The sequence below is a fragment of the Shewanella sp. S23-S33 genome (assembly GCF_043359565.1).
GTDB classification, from domain to species: domain Bacteria; phylum Pseudomonadota; class Gammaproteobacteria; order Enterobacterales; family Shewanellaceae; genus Shewanella; species Shewanella oncorhynchi.
This window is the reverse complement of sequence record NZ_JBHFFD010000075.1, coordinates 75,234-97,792: the sequence shown is the minus strand read 5'-3', so window position 1 is coordinate 97,792 and position 22,559 is coordinate 75,234. Positions and strand designations below refer to the sequence as shown.

The 22,559-nt window shown below is 44.3% G+C and carries 21 protein-coding genes; 3 read left to right on the top strand and 18 right to left on the bottom strand.

What is annotated here, in order from left to right; all coding sequences use genetic code 11:
- Positions 1-580 precede the first annotated feature (580 nt).
- Positions 581-2,008 (bottom strand): cytochrome c oxidase accessory protein CcoG, encoded by a 1,428-nt coding sequence (gene ccoG / locus ACHA99_RS21580; protein ID WP_105250769.1) that lies wholly within the window; start codon positions 2,006-2,008, stop codon positions 581-583.
- A 91-nt stretch (positions 2,009-2,099) separates the two neighbouring features.
- On the opposite strand from ccoG, the gene ACHA99_RS21575 reads away from it, so the two are divergent.
- The 3 genes from ACHA99_RS21575 (at position 2,100) to ACHA99_RS21565 (ending at position 3,867) form a co-directional block, all read left to right on the top strand.
- A complete protein-coding gene (locus ACHA99_RS21575) occupies positions 2,100-2,450 on the top strand; it encodes a hypothetical protein (RefSeq protein ID WP_113941424.1) in 351 nt (116 codons plus the stop codon).
- A 124-nt stretch (positions 2,451-2,574) separates the two neighbouring features.
- Entirely contained in the window at positions 2,575-3,480 is a 906-nt protein-coding gene (locus ACHA99_RS21570) for a 1,4-dihydroxy-2-naphthoyl-CoA synthase (protein WP_113941423.1), read from the top strand.
- 183 nt (positions 3,481-3,663) lie between these two features.
- Positions 3,664-3,867 (top strand): DUF2061 domain-containing protein, encoded by a 204-nt coding sequence (locus ACHA99_RS21565; protein ID WP_105250772.1) that lies wholly within the window; start codon positions 3,664-3,666, stop codon positions 3,865-3,867.
- A 108-nt stretch (positions 3,868-3,975) separates the two neighbouring features.
- Here ACHA99_RS21565 and glmS read toward each other — a convergent pair whose 3' ends face one another.
- From glmS to mnmG, 17 genes are all read right to left on the bottom strand, one after another.
- Positions 3,976-5,805: a glutamine--fructose-6-phosphate transaminase (isomerizing) gene (gene glmS / locus ACHA99_RS21560; RefSeq protein WP_105250786.1), complete on the bottom strand. Its 1,830-nt coding sequence runs from the start codon at positions 5,803-5,805 to the stop codon at positions 3,976-3,978.
- A 44-nt stretch (positions 5,806-5,849) separates the two neighbouring features.
- Positions 5,850-6,620: a DeoR/GlpR family DNA-binding transcription regulator gene (locus ACHA99_RS21555; RefSeq protein WP_131524526.1), complete on the bottom strand. Its 771-nt coding sequence runs from the start codon at positions 6,618-6,620 to the stop codon at positions 5,850-5,852.
- Positions 6,621-6,821: 201 nt separating this feature from the next.
- Entirely contained in the window at positions 6,822-8,942 is a 2,121-nt protein-coding gene (locus ACHA99_RS21550) for a TonB-dependent receptor (protein ID WP_393944882.1), read from the bottom strand.
- 277 nt (positions 8,943-9,219) lie between these two features.
- Positions 9,220-10,584 (bottom strand): bifunctional UDP-N-acetylglucosamine diphosphorylase/glucosamine-1-phosphate N-acetyltransferase GlmU, encoded by a 1,365-nt coding sequence (gene glmU / locus ACHA99_RS21545; protein ID WP_393944880.1) that lies wholly within the window; start codon positions 10,582-10,584, stop codon positions 9,220-9,222.
- A gap of 198 nt (positions 10,585-10,782) precedes the next feature.
- Positions 10,783-11,211 (bottom strand): F0F1 ATP synthase subunit epsilon, encoded by a 429-nt coding sequence (locus ACHA99_RS21540; protein WP_105250790.1) that lies wholly within the window; start codon positions 11,209-11,211, stop codon positions 10,783-10,785.
- Positions 11,212-11,247: 36 nt separating this feature from the next.
- Complete coding sequence (atpD, locus tag ACHA99_RS21535) at positions 11,248-12,639, bottom strand: F0F1 ATP synthase subunit beta (RefSeq protein WP_105250791.1); 1,392 nt, start codon at positions 12,637-12,639, stop codon at positions 11,248-11,250.
- Positions 12,640-12,674: 35 nt separating this feature from the next.
- Positions 12,675-13,535, bottom strand: a complete 861-nt coding sequence (gene atpG / locus ACHA99_RS21530) for a F0F1 ATP synthase subunit gamma (protein ID WP_006084762.1) — start codon at positions 13,533-13,535, stop codon at positions 12,675-12,677.
- Positions 13,536-13,585: 50 nt separating this feature from the next.
- Complete coding sequence (gene atpA, locus ACHA99_RS21525) at positions 13,586-15,127, bottom strand: F0F1 ATP synthase subunit alpha (protein ID WP_168827626.1); 1,542 nt, start codon at positions 15,125-15,127, stop codon at positions 13,586-13,588.
- A gap of 14 nt (positions 15,128-15,141) precedes the next feature.
- On the bottom strand, positions 15,142-15,675 hold the full coding sequence (gene atpH / locus ACHA99_RS21520) for a F0F1 ATP synthase subunit delta (RefSeq protein ID WP_006083842.1): 534 nt from the start codon (positions 15,673-15,675) through the stop codon (positions 15,142-15,144).
- Positions 15,676-15,690: 15 nt separating this feature from the next.
- The gene (gene atpF / locus ACHA99_RS21515; RefSeq protein WP_006083841.1) at positions 15,691-16,161 is read right to left on the bottom strand and encodes a F0F1 ATP synthase subunit B; all 471 of its coding nucleotides are present in this window, start codon (positions 16,159-16,161) and stop codon (positions 15,691-15,693) included.
- A 37-nt stretch (positions 16,162-16,198) separates the two neighbouring features.
- The gene (gene atpE, locus ACHA99_RS21510; protein ID WP_006083840.1) at positions 16,199-16,450 is read right to left on the bottom strand and encodes a F0F1 ATP synthase subunit C; all 252 of its coding nucleotides are present in this window, start codon (positions 16,448-16,450) and stop codon (positions 16,199-16,201) included.
- A gap of 64 nt (positions 16,451-16,514) precedes the next feature.
- Positions 16,515-17,309 (bottom strand): F0F1 ATP synthase subunit A, encoded by a 795-nt coding sequence (atpB, locus tag ACHA99_RS21505; RefSeq protein WP_105250793.1) that lies wholly within the window; start codon positions 17,307-17,309, stop codon positions 16,515-16,517.
- Between the two features lie 12 nt (positions 17,310-17,321).
- A complete protein-coding gene (locus ACHA99_RS21500; protein ID WP_105250794.1) occupies positions 17,322-17,705 on the bottom strand; it encodes an ATP synthase subunit I in 384 nt (127 codons plus the stop codon).
- 225 nt (positions 17,706-17,930) lie between these two features.
- Positions 17,931-18,809 (bottom strand): ParB/RepB/Spo0J family partition protein, encoded by an 879-nt coding sequence (locus tag ACHA99_RS21495; protein ID WP_131524523.1) that lies wholly within the window; start codon positions 18,807-18,809, stop codon positions 17,931-17,933.
- 9 nt (positions 18,810-18,818) lie between these two features.
- On the bottom strand, positions 18,819-19,607 hold the full coding sequence (locus ACHA99_RS21490; RefSeq protein WP_393944875.1) for a ParA family protein: 789 nt from the start codon (positions 19,605-19,607) through the stop codon (positions 18,819-18,821).
- Between the two features lie 73 nt (positions 19,608-19,680).
- Positions 19,681-20,301, bottom strand: a complete 621-nt coding sequence (rsmG, locus tag ACHA99_RS21485) for a 16S rRNA (guanine(527)-N(7))-methyltransferase RsmG (protein ID WP_393944872.1) — start codon at positions 20,299-20,301, stop codon at positions 19,681-19,683.
- A gap of 117 nt (positions 20,302-20,418) precedes the next feature.
- Positions 20,419-22,308, bottom strand: a complete 1,890-nt coding sequence (gene mnmG, locus ACHA99_RS21480) for a tRNA uridine-5-carboxymethylaminomethyl(34) synthesis enzyme MnmG (protein ID WP_113941417.1) — start codon at positions 22,306-22,308, stop codon at positions 20,419-20,421.
- Positions 22,309-22,559 lie beyond the last annotated feature (251 nt).

Genomic DNA, 22,559 nt, shown 5'->3' with positions numbered 1-22,559 from the left:
CGACTTCAGCGGCTCAATGAATTCTGATTTTTTGTTTCCACTTAAAAGCAGAAACAAACTGTACATATTACTATGAACACTCATTGTTACATTGATTTAAATTTTTGACTGCCAACCCGAAGGTTAAGCAGTTTCGATTAACTCAACACCTGTGAGTGTCCACACAGATTTCTTGTTTTATCTTGTTAAAGAGCAACTCAATATCCGTAAGAGAACTTGAGTACCACACTGAGCGCCGAACGCTTCCAGTTGGCTAGGGCTGCGTATTCTACGCATTTCCCGTTTCGCGTCAAGGAATTTTTTACAACTTCTTGCTGCGCTTGAATTAAGTGCTTAAAAGCGACTCAATTCAACCTAACTCGTCAGCTGGCTTTCGCTGTCTGCCGTGTCAGTGGATGCGCATTATAGGGAGCAGGAGATTTTGTGCAAGGGCTTTTTGTAGGAAAATAACGATTAATGGTTTAGACGTTTACTTATCAAACGATACGTATAAAAAAGGGGCTAAAAAGCCCCTTTATCTCGATTAAGTCTGGCAATCTATATGAGTCACGCTCAGCTAGATCATCATAAATACTGTTATCTATGGACTAAAGAAACGAGATTCTTGCTCAACTTCGACTTCTTCACCGTCGATATGAGTTTTCACTTTTATCTCGATATTAGTAACTGAACGAGACAGCTCAACCGGATCGATACCGACACTAATAGGGAGAGTTAACACTTCACCACCCGCAATAGTGACCGAAGTTGGACCGTACCATTTATAGTTGTCTAATCCTTCGACACTCATAGTGTATTCGTGGGATTGCTCTGTCTTATTAAGAATCTTCAAGGTGAAGGTGTTTTCAATCAAACCTTGATTGTTCTCTCTATAGAGTTGGTTGCGGTCACGAATGATGTCCATACGCACAGGCGCTATGGTCGCACTGGAGTATATAAAGACTAATATCATCGCTATCAGTACCACGCCATAACCGACAAGTTTAGGTCGCAGCACTTTTTGCTTAATTCCTTCTAACTTGTTCTCGGTGGTATAACTGATAAGCCCTTTTTCATACCCCATACGATCCATGGTTTGATCGCAGGCATCGATACAAGCGCCGCAGTTAATACACTCATATTGCAGACCATTACGAATGTCGATTCCCGTAGGACATACCTGCACACACAAGTCACAGTCGATACAGTCGCCAAGCCCTAGCTCTTTAGGGTCATCTTTGCGTGAACGCGGACCACGGGTCTCACCACGTTTAGTATCGTAACCCACAATAAAAGTATTCTTATCGAACATGGCCGCTTGGAAACGAGCATAAGGACACATGTGGATACACATGATTTCACGCATCCAACCCGCATTGCCGTATGTGGCAAGTGTAAAAAACACGACCCAGAAGTAGATACCGCCAGAAGCATTAAGCGTAAATACATCGACATAGACTTCACGACTTGGCACAAAATAGGACACAAAGGTCATCGCCGTCATCAGAGAGAGCAATAGCCAGGCCGTATGTTTTGCCGTTTTACGCCAGAGTTTGTCAAAGCTCCATGGCATTTGATCTAACTTAATGCGTTTATTGCGTGCGCCTTCAAGTTTTTCCTCGAACCAGATGAACATAAAGGTCCATACTGTTTGGGGGCAAGTGTATCCACACCAAACACGGCCAAGATAGGTGGTCACAAAAAACAGAGCGAAGGCAGCGATCATAAACAACGCTGCAAGCAAGGTGAGATCCTGCGGCCAAATCGTTAAACCGAAGACGTGAAACTTTTGTTCGCCCAAGTTAAACCATACGGCTTGACGGTCGCCCCAAGGGATCCAAGGTAAAAGTAGGAAAAATAACATGGCGATCCAGCCCATGCGGCGACGTACGCTACTCCACAAACCGTCTATGGCTCGGACATAAATCCGATTACGAGGATTAAAGCGATCAGCTTTACTCGCATCTGGCTGGTGAATCTTAATTCGATTGGTTTTCGAATAGTCCTTGTTGTTAGATTCTGAGTTCATCGTTACAGCCTTTTACTGCTTTAATATTGGACGAAAACTAGCTTATTATACCCATATTCTTAATGGTTATTCACTTATGTTGGACTAAAAGATGAAAGGTTGGATCATATTGGCGCTACTCGCGGGTGCTTTATATTACTTATACACAGAAACAGATAAATTAGATGTTCCTATTGCAAAGACTGAGGCGATGATCAAAGAAATAGAGAATAAAGTTGACTCTATGACAGGAACAAAAATTATTAAAATCGACCATAAACTGGCTAAGGTAAGAACCGACATAATAGAACGTTTATCCACATTAGAACTCGAAGCCTTCAATCAAATTCCAATGACACCCGAGTCTATTGCCGACTTTAAGGCTAACTATTGCGGTACTATGGCACCTCAACATCCAGTGTTTAGCAAAGATAATCAGCTTTATCTATGTGATCACCTCTAATCATTACAGACTCATAGGCAAACGGGATTTTGCTATATAGCGCTAAGGTTTAGACTTAGGTGATTGACCTTATATATGATTCCGCCTAGCCTTTGAGGCATTACAGCATAAAGGCCTATGAATCATGACCCAACAAGTATCAGACATTTTTGATCCCACCCTATGGGATGAAGTCAGTGGATTTCATTTCGACGATATTACTTACCACAGAGCCAAAGCGCACGGCACAGTACGCATTGCCATTAATCGCCCAGAGTGCCGCAACGCCTTCCGACCTAAAACCGTTGATGAGTTATTTATCGCACTCGACCATGCACGCCAATGGTCTGATGTAGGTTGCGTACTGCTTACGGGTAACGGTCCTTCGGCAAAAGATGGTGGCTGGGCGTTCTGTTCAGGTGGAGATCAACGTATTCGCGGCAAAGATGGCTATAAATATGAAGGCGCCGAAGAAGGTAAGGCCGATCAAGCCAGAATGGGCCGCTTACATATATTAGAAGTACAACGCCTTATCCGCTTTATGCCTAAAGTGGTCATCGCCGTTGTGCCGGGCTGGGCGGTGGGTGGCGGCCATAGTTTACACGTAGTGTGCGACTTAACCTTAGCCTCGAAAGAACACGCAATATTTAAACAAACCGATCCCGATGTTGCGAGCTTCGACTCAGGTTATGGCAGTGCTTACCTCGCCAAAATGATAGGTCAAAAACGTGCCCGCGAAATCTTCTTCTGTGGTTTTAACTACAGCGCCGATGAAGCCTTCGACATGGGTATGGTCAATAAATCCGTTCCCCATGCAGAGCTAGAAACCGAAGCATTAATGTGGGCGAAAGAGATTAACTCTAAATCACCTACGGCTATGCGTATGCTTAAATACGGCTTCAACATGACTGATGATGGTATGGTCGGTCAGCAATTATTTGCCGGTGAAGCGACGCGTTTAGCCTATGCGAGCGCCGAAGCACAGGAAGGACGCGATGCCTTCCTCGAAAAACGCGATCAAGATTTTTCAGCCTTCCCTTGGCACTACTAATTTTAGAATCGTATTAATTTACGTTTAAATGCTCAAAGCCCTCTATCGTGAGGGCTTTATGTTTTTTACAACGGATAAATAGATAAAACCGTTTAAACTAATCTGAAAACACAGCTTTTAATTTTAATGAGAATTGTTATCATCTATATATTCCCGCTGGGAGCCTATTTAGAGGACAAGATCATGACTAAGACACTCACTTTTGCCGTACTACATTTTAGCGTCGCTTTTACCGTAACCTATTTATTAACTGGCAGCGTAGTCGTCGGTGGCGCAGTAGCCTTAGTAGAACCAGCGATTAACACTGTAGTGTTTTACTTCCATGACAAAGTGTGGAAACGCATTGAGGCAAAAAAGCAGCACGAGCTAGATGCCATTCCAGCATAGAAAGCTAAGCCACCAGCATTTACTATTGCTGTAAGTTAATCGTCATTTTGTCGTGAATCTAAATGAAAAAACCGCCAATAAAGGCGGTTTTCATTTAAATATCTCTATTTATTCTACTGTTACAGACTTTGCCAAGTTACGTGGTTGATCCACGTCAGTACCTTTGATTAATGCAACATGGTACGACAATAGCTGTAAAGGAATAGTGTAGATCAGTGGCGCCATAAAGATGTCACAGTGTGGCACAGGGATCACTTTCATCGTGTCATCCGACTCGAACTCGGCATCTACATCGGCAAACACATACATTAAGCCGCCACGGGCACGCACTTCTTCAACATTCGATTTCAGTTTTTCGAGCAATTCATTGTTTGGCGCAACGACAATAACTGGCATATCGGCATCGATAAGCGCTAGTGGGCCGTGTTTTAATTCGCCAGAGGCATAAGCTTCAGCATGAATATAAGAAATCTCTTTCAGCTTTAACGCGCCTTCCATCGCAATCGGATATTGATCGCCACGGCCAAGGAATAATGCATGGTGTTTATCGGCAAAATCTTCAGCCAGTTCAGCAATCGCAGCATCTAAACCTAAAGCTTGTTCCACTTTTGCTGGCATAGATTGTAGGCTTTGAGTGATTTGAGCCTGCATTTGATCAGACATACCATTGTGGCGACCGATCACCGCAGTCAACATTAATAAGCCAGCAAGTTGTACTGTGAAAGCTTTAGTCGATGCCACACCAATCTCTGCGCCCGCTTTCATCATGTAAGCCATGTCAGATTCGCGAACCAGTGATGAACCTGGCGCATTACAAATCGTCAATGTGGCTTTGTAACCCATTTCTTTCGCTAAGCGCATGGCCGCTAAGGTATCGGCAGTTTCACCCGATTGTGAAATCGTCACCAACAGGCTATTTGGGAATAAGTGCGACTTGCGATAACGGAATTCAGAGGCAATTTCGACGTTACAAGACACGCCAGCCCAATCTTCTAACCAGTAACGTGCCGCCATGCCCGCATGGTAACTAGTACCACAGGCAATGATTTGCACATGTTTGATATCTTTTAAAAACTCAGCAGCGTTGTCACCAAAAGCCGTGTCTAGCACTTGCTTATTAGCAATACGACCTTCAATTGTGCGCGTCAGTGCCAATGGCTGCTCGTAAATTTCTTTAAGCATATAGTGACGATATTCGCCTTTGTCACCGGCATCGTGGGTAATTTCAGATTCTTTGACTTCACGCTCAACGGCATTACCGTTTAAGTCGAAAATACTCACGCTGCGACGGGTCACTTCGGCCACATCACCTTCTTCGAGGAAAGCAAATGAGCGAGTGACGGGTAATAAGGCGAGTTGATCTGAAGCGACAAAGTTTTCACCTAGACCAAAACCAATCACCAATGGACTACCAGAGCGAGCAACAACCATACGTTCACTATCACGACGGTCGATAACGACTGTGCCATAGGCGCCTTCGAGTTGTTTAACCGTGGCTTGTACGGCACCAAGTAGAGTGTTATGGGTTTTCAGCTCATGGTGCACTAAGTGACAAATCACTTCGGTATCGGTATCTGAACTAAAGTTGTAACCTAAACCTTTAAGCATTTCGCGCAGTTTATTGTGGTTTTCGATAATACCGTTGTGCACCACGGCAATATCACCTTCCGATAAATGCGGATGAGCATTACGCTCACTCGGCTCACCGTGGGTCGCCCAGCGAGTGTGCGCGATACCGGTTCCGCCTGCTAATGGGTCAGTTTCAAGCGCAGCCGACAACTCTTGTACTTTGCCAACGCGGCGCGTACGGTTAAGTTCACCATTGTGAATAACGGCAACGCCTGCGGAGTCATATCCGCGATATTCTAAACGGCGTAAGCCTTCTACCAGAATTTCAGCCACATCCCTTTGCGCCACGGCGCCTACGATTCCACACATAGTCTTTACCTATAAATTAAAATGAAGTTGTTAAGCTATTTTGTCTATTGAGCGTAGGGCGCTAACATAACTCGCACGCCCTGATCTGAAATTTGTTTGAGCGCACTCTCGTCGATACGTGAGTCGGTGACCAACACACTGACCTTGGACCACGGTAACTCTAAGTTAGGGATCCGCTTGCCGATTTTGTCTGAATCGACCATAACGATCACTTCGCGGGAAACTTCGGCCATCACTTTGCTTAGACCTGTTAACTCGTTAAAGGTGGTGGTCCCGCGTTCAAGATCGATACCATCGGCACCGATAAACAGTTGGTCGAAATTATATGAACGCAACACTTGCTCGGCGACTTGGCCTTGAAAGGATTCAGAATGCGGGTCCCAAGTGCCACCGGTCATCAATAAGGTGGGCTCGTTTTCGAGTTCATGGATGGCATTTGCAAGGTGTAGCGCATTCGTCATGACCACCAGCCCACGCTTATCGTTCAGCTGTTCAATCAAGCCTGACGTCGTAGTGCCACTATCGATAATGATGCGATTGTGATCTTTAATCAGCTGCGCGGCGGTTTTCGCAATAGAAAGTTTATTAGGCGCGATCTTGGCAGAGAACTGTTGAGTGACTTCGTCTGGAATCGCCACGGCGCCACCGTAACGGCGCAATAATAAACCCGTTTTCTCAAGCGCGGCGAGATCCTTACGAATCGTCACTTCTGAGGTTTCAAAACGTAACGACAGTTCATCAACGCTCACTTCACCCTGTTCGTTCAATATGGTGATTATGCTGTGGCGACGCTGCTGTGTGTTTCGTTTATTCATAAAACCTTTCAGTTAAGTTTCGATTCGAAAGGTGCATTATAGTGAAACGAAACTTTTTTGCTAGTCATACGAAGCACTCTTTCGCATGATCGCGAGTCATTTTAATTAATTTAAAATTGTGAACTTAAAAACTAACCAATAAAAAAGCAGTTTATCCTTTAGGGATGAACTGCTTTTAATGGATTTAAAACGTTATGAATTTTAGAACTTAGCTTCAACAGCAACACTGAAGTTACGATCTTGGCCAATCGTCACCATCTTATCACTGCCACCATCTAAATATTCAGTATCAAAGAGGTTTCTGACGTTGGCACGAATACTGACATCTTTACCCATGATATCCATAGTGTAGGCAGCACCTATATCAAAACGCACATAACCATCTTTGGTGATGGTGTTATCAGCATCAGCAAAACGTTCACCCACATAAATAGCACCAAAGTTCATCGCAAAGTTGTCTGTCACTTCGTAACGGGTCCAGATATTGGCCGACCATTCAGGTGCATCAATAGGAGTTTTACCATCTAAGTTCTTGCCACCGATTTTGCCTGCACCGGTATTATATTCAGCATCTAAATACATCATAGAAGAAGTCACAAACCAGCTATCACCTAACTGGCCTTGGGCGCCAACTTCAAAACCTCGATGATGCTGCTCACCACCTTGGGTAGTGATCGTTTTATCTCCTTCATTCGTTAATGGGATGTCTTGTACTGTGGTGACATTAGAAACCGTAATATCAAACAGGGCTGCTGTTAGCAGTAGGCTATCATTAAATAACTCCCACTTAGTCCCTAGTTCATATTGAGTACCGTACTCAGGTTTCAGGTTATCTCCATGATTGACATCTTCAGAACTGGTTACTGAACCCTGTGGTGTAAAGCTTTTTGAATAATTAACGTAAATGCTACCATTAGCCATTGGCGAGTAAATTACCCCAAACTTAGGCGACACTGCATAGCTGTTTTCACCTTCTCCGTCTTTCTTCTGTTCGTCGTAACGCACACCAGCAAGCAATTTCCATTGCTCATTAAGCGTCATCAAATCCTGTAAATAGAAACCGTAATACTTGTATTCACTTGGGTTGCTTAGCTTACCTTGGTGATAATCAAGATCTTGCTGAATAATTGGTTGCCCAGGAATTACGGGCTGACTTTTGCCTTTCTGAATTTGCTGCTGATAGAAATAGTCTAAATAGTTAGCACCAATAAGGAATTGATGCTCCATTCCTGCCAAAGAAAATTCACCCGTGAAATCCACATAGGCCGTTTTATGCTGCCAATCGTCATAACGGTCGAATGGTTTGATGTTATAACCATCTTTGAATGGATCTTCAGAGCCTTCAATCAAACTTGGCGCAGAGTCTAAACGTTGGCGATTAAACTGCTGATCGTTATAACCAACTTTGACTTTCCAATCATCACTCATCTGCCAAGTTAGATCGGCACCTAAGTTAGAGACTGTATTATCGGTAAAGGCCCAAGGTGCATCCCATACTGTTTTATGTTCACCGATAACATTACCTTGTTTATCTAACCACCCACCCGCATCAATGCCCGCTTTATCTTGGGTATGATCGTACTTAACCGATAACAGAACATCATCACTGACATCAAATTCTAGGTTTAAGTAGCCCAACCAACGGTCACGCTCTTGATTCTCATCGTTAGCGGAATACTCACGCCAGTATTTTGTGTCTTGCTTCACTAACACGCCGCGGTAACGAAGACTCTGAGCATCATTTAAACTGCCGCCCGCATCTAGCTGAGCACGGGTCGAACCAAAACCATCAGTATCAAAACCTAAATCGAGCATTGAATCATAGGTCGGTTTCTTAGTGACCATATTCACTAAACCACCAGGGCCAGATTGGCCGTACAACATGCTCGAAGGACCTTTCAATACTTCGACTTGCTGTAAAGTTTCAATTGGTTGTACGTAGTGAGACCATTGTTGATGGCCATTGATAAGATAACCGTTACCCGAATCGAGCTCGAAGCCGCGGATACTGAAGACTTGACGGTTCCAGCGCGTGGTTCCCGCTGTAACACTCGAATCATTAACTAATACTTCCGCTAGATTGGTTGCCAACTGTTCATCAGTCACAAAATCAGGGATCACATTAACTGACTGTGGAGTATCCATTAAGTCGATATCGCCACGCATGGCACCCGATGCACTACCGACTTTATAGTCGTTAAAAGTACGGCCAGTCACATTGATGCGCTCAATATTTTTATCGCTCGCCACTTCTGCAATAACCGGCATAGCCATTAATGCCGAGCCTACAGCTAAACCTATAACTGAATATTTAAATACCATTGCCAACACCTCAAATAGACCTTTCGTCTTAGAATTGCAGGCAATATAAATGAGAAGTGTTTTTATTTTCTCTTCTTTACGAAAATTTACAATTGAGTGTGATAGTGATCAAATTAACTTAAAAACCAACAATTTGCCCATACCACAAAAACATGAAGAAAATCTTAATTATTAAGCATTACTTAATAAAAAGGCTTTTTAGTGCAACAGATTGAACACAATAAAGATAAAAGCGGCACATGGCCGCTTTTTTGACATTAAGTTGAGTTTTATAAACTTACTTTTTAATTTTCACTGGACGTTGCCAACCTGTGAGGTGTTTTTGTTTAACACGAGTGATCACTAACTCATTCTCACCTACATCACGGGTAATCGTTGAACCGGCCCCTAAAGTTGCCCCTTTACCTATGGTCACTGGAGCCACCAACTGAGTGTCAGAGCCGACAAAGACGTTATCTTCGATAACAGTAAGATGCTTATTCGCGCCATCATAGTTGCAGGTAATAGTACCAGCACCAATGTTGACGCCATCACCAATGATGGCATCGCCTAAATAGGCTAAGTGTCCAGCTTTGGATCCCACACCAATCACCGCTTTTTTCACTTCAACAAAGTTGCCTATATGTGCATCTTGCTTAAGTTCTGCTCCCGGACGTAAACGGGCAAATGGGCCAGCACTGGCAGCAACGCCAAGCGTAGCACCTTCGATAATAGAGTAAGGCTTGATCTCAGCATCATCGGCAATCTCGCAATCAATTAAAATCGCGCCTGCGCCAATAGTGACATTATTACCCAAGGTCACTTTGCCTTCGAATATCACATTAATATCGATCATCACATCCATACCAACAGTGACTTCACCACGGATATCGATACGGCTTGGGTCGCGAAGGTTCGCTCCCGCCAACATGAGTTTTTCGGCTTCACGAGCTTGGTAAGCACGTTCAAGTTGCGCTAATTGCATGCGATTATTGGCGCCTTCCACTTCAATGGCCGATTGTGGCTGAGCAGTATCAATAGCAACGCCATCAGCGTGCGCCATAGCAATAATATCCGTTAGATAATATTCGCCTTGGGCATTATTGTTCGATAAACGGCTCAACCAAGTTTTAAGTTGTTTACCCGGAACCGCCATGATGCCAGTGTTAATTTCGTTGATCAGCAACTGTTCTGCTGTCGCATCTTTTTGCTCAATAATTCCAATGACTTTTCCTTGCTCACGGACAATACGGCCATAACCCATAGGATTGGCTAAATTCACCGTTAAGATGGCCACGCCATTTTCAGGACGAGCGGCGAGTAATGCTTCGAGAGTCGATGTTTGGATCAACGGCACATCGCCGTAAAGAATAAGCACTGTATCGCTATCGGCAATATGCGGGCTCGCTTGCGCAACCGCATGTCCCGTGCCTAATTGCTCAGCTTGCAATACCCAGTTGAGTTGTTGCTCACCTAAGCTGGCTTGTAGCTTGTCAGCACCATAACCGTAGACTAACTGAATCGCATCGCTGCCCACTTTATGAGCGGTATCGATGACATGTTGCACCATGCTCTTATGGGCGATGGGATGTAATACCTTAGGAAGATCAGAGCGCATCCGTGTTCCCTTGCCAGCCGCTAAGATCACTACATTTAATGCCATTACCATATCCTTGAACAAATACCCAAGAGGGTGAAAAATTACGGTCGATTTTGTGGCGTAATTTTAACGGAAAGCACATCGAAAAGCGAAGTAGATAGCGACACTCATCAATCAAAGACATGCAAGAATGCCAATCTATCCCATTTTTAGACACAAAAAAGGCGACCATAGGGTCGCCTTTTTTCACAAACAATAACCTTATCTGGCAATGTTTTTCTTGATGGTTTCAACAACACGTAATTGAGCCATAGCCTTAGCTAACTCAACCATAGCCGCGTCATAATTGAAGTCAGCTCCAGCAGTTGCCATATGGGCTTCTGCACGACGCTTAGCTTCTAATGCCGCTTGCTCATCAATATCTTTGGCACGCATAACCACATCAGCCAATACGGAGACAGAAGAAGGCTGCACTTCCAGAATACCACCTGAAAGGTAAAACACTTCTTCACTGCCGTCTTGCTTGACGATGCGCGCCATGCCAGGTTTGATATAACTAAGCAAAGGAGCGTGGCCATGCATTATGCCCAACTCACCTTCAGAACCAGTCACTTGCAGCGAAGCTACACGACCAGAGAAGATTTTGCTCTCTGCGCTTACAATATCAAGATGTACTGTCATGGCTGCCATCCCGTTCTCCTTAAAAAACTAAGTATGAATACTTAGTTATTTCTTTTTGTTCGCTTTCTCGATGACTTCATCGATTGAGCCAACCATGTAGAACGCTTGTTCTGGCAGGTGATCAAACTCACCGTTCAAAATACCCTTAAAGCCACGGATAGTGTCTTTCAGAGAAACGTACTTACCAGGAGATCCAGTAAAGACTTCTGCTACGAAGAAAGGCTGAGATAAGAAACGCTCAATCTTACGAGCACGGAATACGACAGTCTTGTCTTCATCAGACAATTCATCCATACCCAGAATCGCAATAATGTCTTTCAGCTCTTTGTAACGTTGCAGTACAGTTTGCACGCCGTTAGCAACGTCATAATGCTCTTGGCCAACAACCAATGGATCTAATTGACGTGAAGTCGAATCCAATGGGTCAACCGCTGGGTAAATACCCAGAGAAGCAATTTGACGTGACAGTACAACAGTCGCATCTAAGTGAGCGAAGGTTGTTGCTGGTGACGGATCGGTTAAGTCATCCGCAGGTACGTATACCGCTTGTACAGAAGTAATAGAACCCGTCTTAGTTGAAGTGATACGCTCTTGCAGAACGCCCATCTCTTCAGCCAATGTTGGTTGATAACCTACCGCAGAAGGCATACGACCTAACAGTGCAGATACTTCAGTACCGGCTAAGGTATAACGGTAGATGTTGTCAACGAACAACAGTACGTCACGACCTTCGTCACGGAACTTCTCTGCCATAGTCAGACCAGACAGTGCAACACGCAAACGGTTACCTGGAGGCTCGTTCATCTGACCATAAACCATGGCCACTTTGTCGAGAACGCCAGAATCTTTCATCTCGTAGTAGAAGTCGTTACCTTCACGAGTACGTTCACCTACACCGGCGAATACAGAAAGACCCGAGTGGGCTTTAGCGATGTTGTTAATCAGTTCCATCATGTTAACTGTCTTACCAACACCCGCACCACCGAACAAACCGACTTTACCGCCCTTAGCGAATGGACAAACAAGGTCGATAACCTTGATGCCAGTCTCTAACAGTTCAGTAGAGCTTGATTGATCTTCGTATGAAGGAGCTGTACGGTGAATAACATAACGCTCTTCTTCACCGATTGGACCCGCTTCATCAATAGGCTCGCCTAATACGTTCATGATACGGCCAAGAGTGGCGGTACCAACAGGAACAGTAATAGGTGAACCTGAGTTTACTACTTCAAGACCACGACGCAGACCGTCAGAAGAACCCATAGCGATGGTACGAACTACACCACCACCTAGCTGTTGCTGAACTTCCAGCACCAAACCATTACACGGGCCTTCACCTACGATTTTCAGAGCGTCATATACTTGAGGTACGGCATCTTGTGGGAACTCTACGTCCACAACCGCGCCAATCACTTGGACAACAGTACCTGTGCTCATGATTAATCCTCTAAAACTTGTATTCGTTACCTAACCTAAACCGCAGAGGCACCAGAAACAATTTCCGACAGTTCCTGCGTAATCGCAGCCTGACGGGCCTTGTTATAGACCAGTTGCAAGTCGTTGATAAGCTCACCCGCGTTGTCTGTTGCCGACTTCATTGCCACCATACGGGCAGCTTGTTCAGAGGCAATGTTTTCAACAACACCTTGGTAAACCTGAGATTCTACATAACGGACCAATAAAGTATCCAAAAGTGCTTTTGGATCTGGCTCGTAGATATAATCCCAACGATGAGCAGTTTCATCATCTTCTGATTTAGGCAAAGGTAGCAGCTGCTCGATCACAGGAGTCTGCGTCATAGTATTCACAAATTTGTTAAATACCACGTACAGACGATCCAGCTTGCCTTCGTTGTAAGCTTCTAGCATGACACCGACTGTCCCGATCAAGTCAGCGAGCTTTGGAGCATCGCCTAAACCTGAAGCGTGAGCAGACACTTGTCCACCGAAGTTTTTGAAAAACTGCACACTACGTGCACCGATAGGGCAAAATTCAAATTCTGCACCTTGGGCTTTCCAGCTTTTCACGTCTGCAATAACCTTTTTGAAAAGGTTAACGTTCAGACCACCACAAAGGCCACGGTCGGTTGCTACAACAATGTAACCAACCCGCTTAGCCTCTCTCACCTCCAAATAGGGGTGTTTATACTCGAGAGAACCTTGCGCGACGTGACCGATCACCTTACGCATGCTTTCCGCATATGGACGGCTCGCAGCCATGCGTTCCTGCGCTCTGCGCATTTTGCTGGCTGCCACCATTTCCATGGCGGACGTGATCTTCTGAGTGTTTTTCACACTCGCGATCTTGGTTTTAATCTCTTTAGCGCCGGCCATCTCTACTCTCCAATCTGGACCTGAGGTGTCTTAAGACACCTCTATCATTGTTACCAGGTTTGGGTTGCTACGAACTTGTCGAGGCCAGCTTTTAATTCAGCTTCGATATCAGCGCTATAATCGCCAGTATCATTGATAAGCTTCATTAAAGGAGCATGCTCGCTGTTCATGAACGAGAGCAGAGCGGCTTCGAAATTACCGACCTTATTCAGCTCAACACTCTTCAGGTAACCTTTTTCAGCTGAGAAAATAGACACAGCTTGAGCGGCTACGCTCATAGGAGCATATTGCTTTTGCTTCATCAGTTCGGTAACACGCACACCATGCTCAAGCTGAGCACGTGTTGCATCGTCAAGATCAGATGCAAATTGCGAGAACGCAGCAAGCTCACGATACTGTGCTAGTGCGGTACGAATACCACCAGACAGTTTCTTGATGATCTTAGTCTGAGCCGCACCACCAACACGAGAAACAGAAATACCTGGGTTAACCGCTGGACGTAGGCCAGAGTTAAACAGATCGGTCTCAAGGAAGATCTGACCATCGGTAATAGAAATTACGTTGGTCGGTACGAATGCAGAAACGTCACCCGCTTGCGTTTCAATAATCGGCAGCGCGGTTAAAGAACCAGTTTTGCCAGTTACTGCACCTTTAGTGAACTTTTCTACATAAATCGCGTTAACGCGTGATGCACGCTCTAATAAACGTGAGTGTAGATAGAATACGTCACCTGGGTAAGCTTCACGGCCTGGTGGACGCTTGAGCAGTAACGAAATTTGACGATAAGCAACTGCTTGCTTAGACAAATCATCGTATACGATCAAAGAATCTTCACCGCGGTCACGGAAGTATTCACCCATAGAACAACCAGAATATGGCGCTAAGTATTGTAGAGCAGCGGCTTCAGAAGCAGTTGCAACAACAACGATAGTGTTAGCTAACGCACCGTGTTCTTCTAGCTTGCGTACTACGTTAGCGATAGTAGAAGCCTTTTGGCCAATCGCGACGTACACACATTTAATGCCAGAATTTTTCTGGTTGATGATTGCGTCGATCGCCATTGCTGTTTTACCAGTTTGACGGTCGCCAATGATCAATTCACGTTGACCACGACCGATAGGGATCATGGCATCAACGGCTTTGTAACCAGTTTGAACTGGTTGATCAACAGACTGACGTTCAATAACACCTGGTGCGATAACTTCAATTGGCGAGAAACCATCGTTATCGATAGGTCCTTTACCGTCAATTGGCTCACCTAGAGTGTTAACAACGCGGCCAAGAAGACCGCGGCCAACTGGAACTTCCAGAATACGGCCAGTCGTTTTCACTTTTACGCCTTCTGCTAAATCAGCATAAGGACCCATTACTACGGCACCGACAGAATCACGTTCAAGGTTCAACGCGATTGCAAAACGGTTACCAGGCAGTTCGATCATCTCACCTTGCATCACGTCGGCTAGGCCGTGGATGCGGATGATGCCGTCACTTACCGCAACGATAGTACCTTCGTTACGAGATTCGCTAACGACTTCGAACTGCTCGATCCGCTGCTTAATCAGATCGCTGATTTCAGTGGAATTCAGTTGCATGCTCAAACTCCCAATTACGACTGCAGCTTATCAGACAGACGCGATAACTTACCGCGGACCGAGCCATCGATGACTAGGTCTCCTGTCTTAATGATTACACCGGCGATGAGCGCGGCGTCAGTGCTACAATTCAGCTTAACTTTGCGTGCGAGACGTTTCTCTAAAGAAATACTAATCTGCTGTTGTTGTTCAGAGCTCAGCTCAGTTGCAGAAACCACATCGGCTTCTACTTCTTTTGCCCACTCATTACGGTATTCAGTAAATAACTGAGATACAGCAGGTAGCACCTTTAAGCGACCGTTTTCAGCCATTACCTTTATCAGGTTCTGACCTTGCACATTGACTTGCTCACCACACACACTAATAAAGAGTGCTGCGAGCTTAGTGCTGGCTAAAGAGCCAGCTAACAGTGGTTGCATGGTTTCGTTTTCACTCACCAATGCGGCAAACGTGAGCATTTCAGCCCAAGAATCCACTGCATCTTGTTCAATAGCAAAGTCAAAAGCTGCCTTTGCGTAAGGGCGAGCGATGGTGGTTAATTCAGCCATAACTCAACTCCCTTATCAAATTTCAGCGACTAGTTTATTAACTATGTCACTGTGGGCGGCTGGATCAATAGAACGCTCAAGGATCTTCTCAGCACCCATGATGGCAAGAGTAGCAACCTGCTTACGCAGATCCTCTTTGACGCGATTACGTTCAGCTTCAATTTCTGCTTTACCCTGAGCGATGATTTTAGCACGCTCAGCGTCTGCTTCGGTTTTGGCTTCTTCAACTATTTGAGCTTTACGCTTGTTAGCTTGCTCAATAATTTCATTAGCCGTTACCTTGGCTTCTTTTAGTTGGTCAGTCGCTTTCGCTTGTGCCAACTCCAGGTCTTTTACCGCACGATCAGCATCAGCTAGACCGTCAGCAATCCTTTTTTGGCGCTCTTCGATGGCATTCATCAAAGGGGGCCATACAAACTTCATGCAAAACCACACGAAGATGATAAAGGCGACCGTCTGACCGATTAGGGTAGCGTTGAAATTCACAACAGCCTCCTATTTAGAGTTAAGACAGAAGCGTTTTTTACAGCATTGCACCCAGTGGGTTGGTAAATAGCATAAATAATGCGATACCAACACCGATCATAGTTACGGCGTCAAGAAGACCCGCTACGATGAACATTTTAACTTGTAGCATAGGAGCCATTTCTGGTTGACGCGCAGCGCCTTCCAAGAACTTACCGCCTAATAAGCCGAAACCGATTGCAGTACCAAGAGCACCCATACCAATCAGCAGAGCAACAGCGATAGCTGTCATGCCTAAAATCGTTTCCATCTGTATCTCCAGTATCTAAATCTATATTAGTTGATGATTTAGTTTAAAATTTCTTCAGCAATCCTTAATGATCTTCATGCGCCATGCTTAAATAAACAATGGTCAACATCATGAAGATAAACGCCTGCAGCGTGATAACCAAAATGTGGAATATTAACCAGCCCAGTTGCAGAGTCACACCTAGGGTAGATAATAACAAGTTGGTACCATACATCAGCGCAATAAGGATGAAGATCAACTCACCTGCGTACAAGTTACCAAAGAGTCGCAATGCCAATGAAATTGGCTTAGCAATCAAAGTAACAGTCTCTAATAGGAGGTTGACGGGTATCATTGCCTTATGGTTAAAGGGCTGTAGTGTCAATTCTTTAACAAACCCAGACACACCTTTGACCTTAATGCTGTAAAAAATAATCAGCACGAACACACCAATAGCTAAGCTAAAAGTAATGTTAACGTCAGTCGTCGGAACCGCTTTTAGATAGGGAATACCCATTAAACTTGCTGCGTGAGGCAGCCAATCTACAGGGATCATATCCATGAAGTTCATCATGAATACCCATACAAAAATGGTCAGAGCTAAAGGCGCGATCAGAGCATTGCGACCATGAAAACTTTCTTTCACGCTGTTATTTACGAACTCGACGATAATCTCAACAAAACATTGCAGTTTGCCAGGAACACCGGAAGTCGCTTTTTTACCAACGCTGCGGAAAATCCACAGAAACAGAACACCAAGACCAACCGAAAAGAACAACGAATCAATGTGCCATGTCCAAAAGCCTTCACCAACACTTAAGTTGGTAAGGTGATGTTGGATATAGCCCTGCGGTGTTAACGCTTCACCAGTTGCAGCCATGATTCATCCCACTTAACTTTGCTTGAAGTATAAAGGAGCTGTCCAATGCACGATTAGCGTCAGCACATAACAAACAAAAAGCGGCATAAAAGCGACCTTAAGATTGATAAACACAAACGAAAACATTGCGATGGTTAACAGCAACTTTACCGCTTCCCCCCAGTAAAAAGTCTTTATGACTTTTGCAGCTGAACTTGCTCCCGTGTGGGAGAAAGCGAGGGTTGCGAATACAAAATTAGGGAGCACAGCGATTGAACCACCTGCTAATGCAGAATAGCCAAACTGAACTCCCCACACGGCGAAAAAGAGAATTGAAGCACCCCCAGCGACCGCCGCCTGCATCATCACCAATTTATAGGCTGACCACCGGCCACGACGCGCTAAAACCTTACTCAATTCATCCTCTCCGCATTCATACTTTTTGTTTCGATGACCGGATGACAAATACCCGTATTTATGTCGATGCACAAAAAGCTTGCGAAAGTATACCTTTTCACGCCTTCATTGCAACTTTGAGATAAGGAAAAACAACACTTTTAACGTGATCTCGCGCCAAACGAGTTAAAATGTAAGATTAGCATCTGTCACAAATTTACATTAAAAACTGTTAATCTACAGACATTAATGAATTTTACTAAGAATTCCGTCTAATTCAGCCAGATTCTGATAGTTAATTACAATTTTACCCGTGCCCTTACTGCTATGAGCGATCGAAACCTTGGCACCTAATCTTTCAATTAACTGCTGCTCTAAACGACAAACATCTTGATCTTTAGTCGTAGTTTCGGCTTGTTTAGGCGGATTTAAGGTTTGATTAATTAATCGTTCAGTTTCGCGAACGGTTAATTCCTTAGCGGCCACTAATCTCGCAAGATTTGTTTGTTCTTCTCCCTCAATTGCCAACAAAGCGCGAGCATGACCCATATCAATGTCGCCATACTCGAGTAGACGCTTAACCGGCTCATTTAAGCCGTTTAAACGTAACAAGTTAGATACACTCGCTCTGGATTTTCCCACAACATCGGCAACCTGTTGGTGAGTCAGTTCAAACTCTTGCATTAAACGTTGCAATGCAATGGCTTCTTCCATGGCATTTAAGTCTTCACGCTGGATGTTTTCAATCAAAGCAATAGCAACAGCGGCTTCATCAGGTACTTGCTTTACTATGCAGGGGATTTTATTCAAGCCAGCAAGTTGCGCAGCACGCCAACGACGTTCACCCGCAATGATCTCATACATGTTATTCGTCACTTGTCTCACAACGATAGGCTGAATAATGCCTTGGTTGCGGATAGAGTGTGCCAGTTCTTCCAACGCTTCGGGGGACATGTCTTTACGAGGTTGATACTTACCTGGCTGTAATAAGTCTAAATCGAGATGGATAAGCTCTTCTTTTTTATCGACAACATCAGCTTCGTCAGTGTGCTTTTTACTGGCGGCATGACTGTTACTCAGTAGGGCATCTAACCCTTTGCCTAATCCTCTTTTTTTCAACGTCATGGTGATCCTTTACGCTTGCTTAGCCTGAGTTTGTTGTTCTGAACGACGGATCATTTCACCCGCAAGCGCTAGATACGCCTTAGCGCCAGCACTCGATTTATCGTAATACATAGCAGGCGCTCCAAAACTTGGTGCTTCTGCTAGCCTCACATTACGTGGGATAACGGTACGATAGACTTTGTCACCAAAATGTTGTTTTAGCTGATCGGACACATCATTAGACAAACGATTACGCGGATCATACATAGTACGTAAAATGCCTTCGATGCCAAGTCCAGGATTAACCATAGCAGCAAGCTTAGTGATGGTATCAATCAGCGCAGTTAAGCCTTCAAGGGCATAATATTCACACTGCATAGGCACGAGTACAGAGTCAGCCGCTGACATAGCGTTCACAGTTAACATGTTCAATGAAGGAGGGCAGTCGATAAAGATATAATCATATTGATTTTTGATCGGTGCGAGCGCGTTACGCAAACGGATCTCACGGGCAAAAAACTCCATCAATTTGATTTCTGCCGCAGTGACATCGCCATTACTGGCGATCAGATCATACTTACCCGCAGTGTTTTTAATGACGATCTCGTCGAAGGATTTTTCTTCAACCAATAATTCATAGGCTGTATTAGCTACGTCATACTTATCGACACCGCTCCCCATGGTGGCATTACCTTGAGGATCGAGATCGATCAATAATACTTTACGTTTTGTTGCTGCTAACGAAGCGGCGAGGTTAACGCAAGTAGTTGTTTTTCCTACGCCACCTTTCTGGTTAGCCACGGCAATCACTTTACCCACAATATCACCCTGTATGTAAATGCTGGTTTATTGCCCTTGCTTATAAATGATTTATTTATCACTTTTAAGCCTGTTATTCTTTGATTATCTTCAATAAATGTCTTTTTTCATCGAGTTTAGGCACCTTAAGCTCGATAACTTCTTTCACCACAAATCCACTGGGAATATGTTGCATCTCTTCATCATTCAACTGGCCTTTAAGTGCATAAAACTGTCCATGTTCGGCGGGGAGATGATGGCACCAAGTCAGCATATCTTGGATTGAGGCAAATGCACGACTTAATACGCCGTCGAATTTATCCTCCGGTTGATAAGCTTCTACGCGGCTTTCAACTGAGCTGATGTTATGTATGCCTAATTCAAAGGACACTTGTTTTTGAAAACGAATACGTTTACCTAAGCTGTCCAATAACACAAATTGTTTATCGGGATTCATAATGGCTAATGGGATCCCTGGTAAACCCGGTCCAGTGCCTACATCGATAAAACGTTTACCTTGCAGGTGTTTTGAAACCACTAAACTGTCCATGATATGACGGATCAGCATAGCTTCAGGATCTCTCACCGATGTCAGGTTATAGGCTTTATTCCATTTGTTGAGCATGCCAACAAAATCAATTAGTTGTTTTTTTTGCTCGGCGGTTGCGGGCAAATTAATTTCGGCTAAATAAGCCTCTAACTGGGCAGATAACACTGAGCAACCTCAACAAAGATACGATTATGAACGCGAAGGCTATTATGAAGCCCGAAAACGATGAAGGGAAGCCTGAATGCTTCCCTTCTATGACCTAAGCAGCGATTAAGCTAGCTTTTACGCACTCTTACGTAATAAGCCACGCTTTTTGAGGTGAACCAACAAAATTGAAATAGCCGCAGGCGTAATACCAGAGATCCGTGAGGCTTGGCCTATGGTTTCTGGTTTATGGTTATTTAACTTAGCAATCACCTCGTTCGATAAGCCCGGTACTTCTTTGTAATCGAGCGTCAAAGGTAAACCAGTGTTCTCATTACGCACAGCTTTGTTGATCTCTTCCTGCTGACGTTGAATATAACCAGAATACTTAACTTGAATCTGAACTTGCTCAGCCGCCTGTGGATCTTCAAGCCCTGGACCAAAACCTTCGATCTGCATCAACTTGCTGTAATCCATTTCTGGACGACGCAGTAATTCTTCAAATGATGCTTCGCGAGAGATCGGCGTATTCAAATGTGGGTTTAACGCATGGATCAAAGGTGAATTTGGATGTACCCATTGAGCGCGCAAACGTTGTAACTCAAGTTCGATCGATTCTAACTTCTCACTAAATGCCGCCCAGCGAGTGTCGTCAACTAAACCTAATTCGCGACCTTTTGCCGTTAAGCGAATATCAGCGTTATCTTCACGGAGTAGCAAACGGTATTCGGCACGGCTAGTAAACATACGGTACGGTTCTTTGGTACCCAGAGTCGATAAATCGTCAACTAGTACTCCAAGATACGCTTCGTCACGGCGTGGACACCAGGCTTCTTTGCCTTGCACTTGCAGCGAGGCATTCATGCCTGCTAACAAACCTTGAGCACCGGCTTCTTCATAACCTGTAGTACCGTTTATTTGTCCAGCGAAGAATAAACCGTTGATTGCTTTGGTTTCTAATGAGTTTTTCAGATCTCTTGGATCGAAATAATCGTATTCGATCGCATAACCTGGACGCATGATTTCTGCGTTTTCCATGCCTTTGATCGAACGTACTAAATTCAACTGTACATCGAAAGGTAAGCTAGTAGAGATCCCGTTAGGATAGATCTCATTGGTATTTAAACCTTCTGGTTCGATGAAGATCTGATGCGAAGATTTATCCGCAAAGCGGTGGATCTTGTCTTCAATCGATGGGCAATAACGTGGACCAATACCTTCGATGACGCCTGAATACATAGGGCTTCTGTCTAAACCACCACGAATAATTTCATGGGTTTTTTCATTGGTGTGAGTGATCCAGCAAGAAATCTGTTTTGGATGATGACTGACATCCCCCATAAATGACATGACAGGTAACGGAGAATCGCCTTTCTGTTCAGCCATTTGAGAAAAATCGATCGTGTTTGCATCGATGCGTGGCGGTGTACCTGTTTTTAAACGGCCGACTCGGATCGGTAATTCACGTAATCGATTTGCTAAAGCAATCGCTGGTGGATCGCCTGCACGGCCACCGCTGTAGTTTTCTAAGCCTATATGAATTTTGCCGCTTAAGAATGTACCTGTTGTTAATACAACAGCTGGAGATTCAAAAGCTAAACCCATTTGGGTAACTACACCAACTACTTGATGATTTTCAACAATTAAGTCATCTACGGCTTGTTGGAAAATACGTAAGTTAGGTTGGTTTTGTAATATATTTTGGATTTTTTGACGATACAGTGCACGGTCAGCTTGTGCACGTGTTGCTCGTACTGCTGGGCCTTTACTTGAATTTAAGGTTCTAAATTGGATCCCTGCATAATCGGTTGCGATTGCCATTGCACCACCTAAGGCGTCAATTTCTTTCACTAAATGGCCTTTGCCTATACCACCGATCGCTGGATTACATGACATTTGTCCTAACGTATCGATATTGTGCGTTAGTAATAATGTTTTTGATCCCATTCTTGCTGCTGCCAACGCGGCTTCAGTTCCGGCATGACCACCACCAACAACAATAACATCAAACCGTTCATGAAAATGCATGCCACTACCTTCAATTGCTAAGAGACTCAGTACGAGCCGAGCATTTTAGCATTTGCTTCGTCTTAGGTGAATGATCATTTTACGCTGTTAGATCGAGATGATCCGGACTAATAGATCTTAAGATCTTTATATAGATCTTCTTATTATGTTTACTATTAGGATCGCATTTTTCTGTGCATAACCCAAATTCATTATATAAATCATTAATTAGCGCGATCTTGATCCTGTGATCTGATCGCGATCTAATGTCA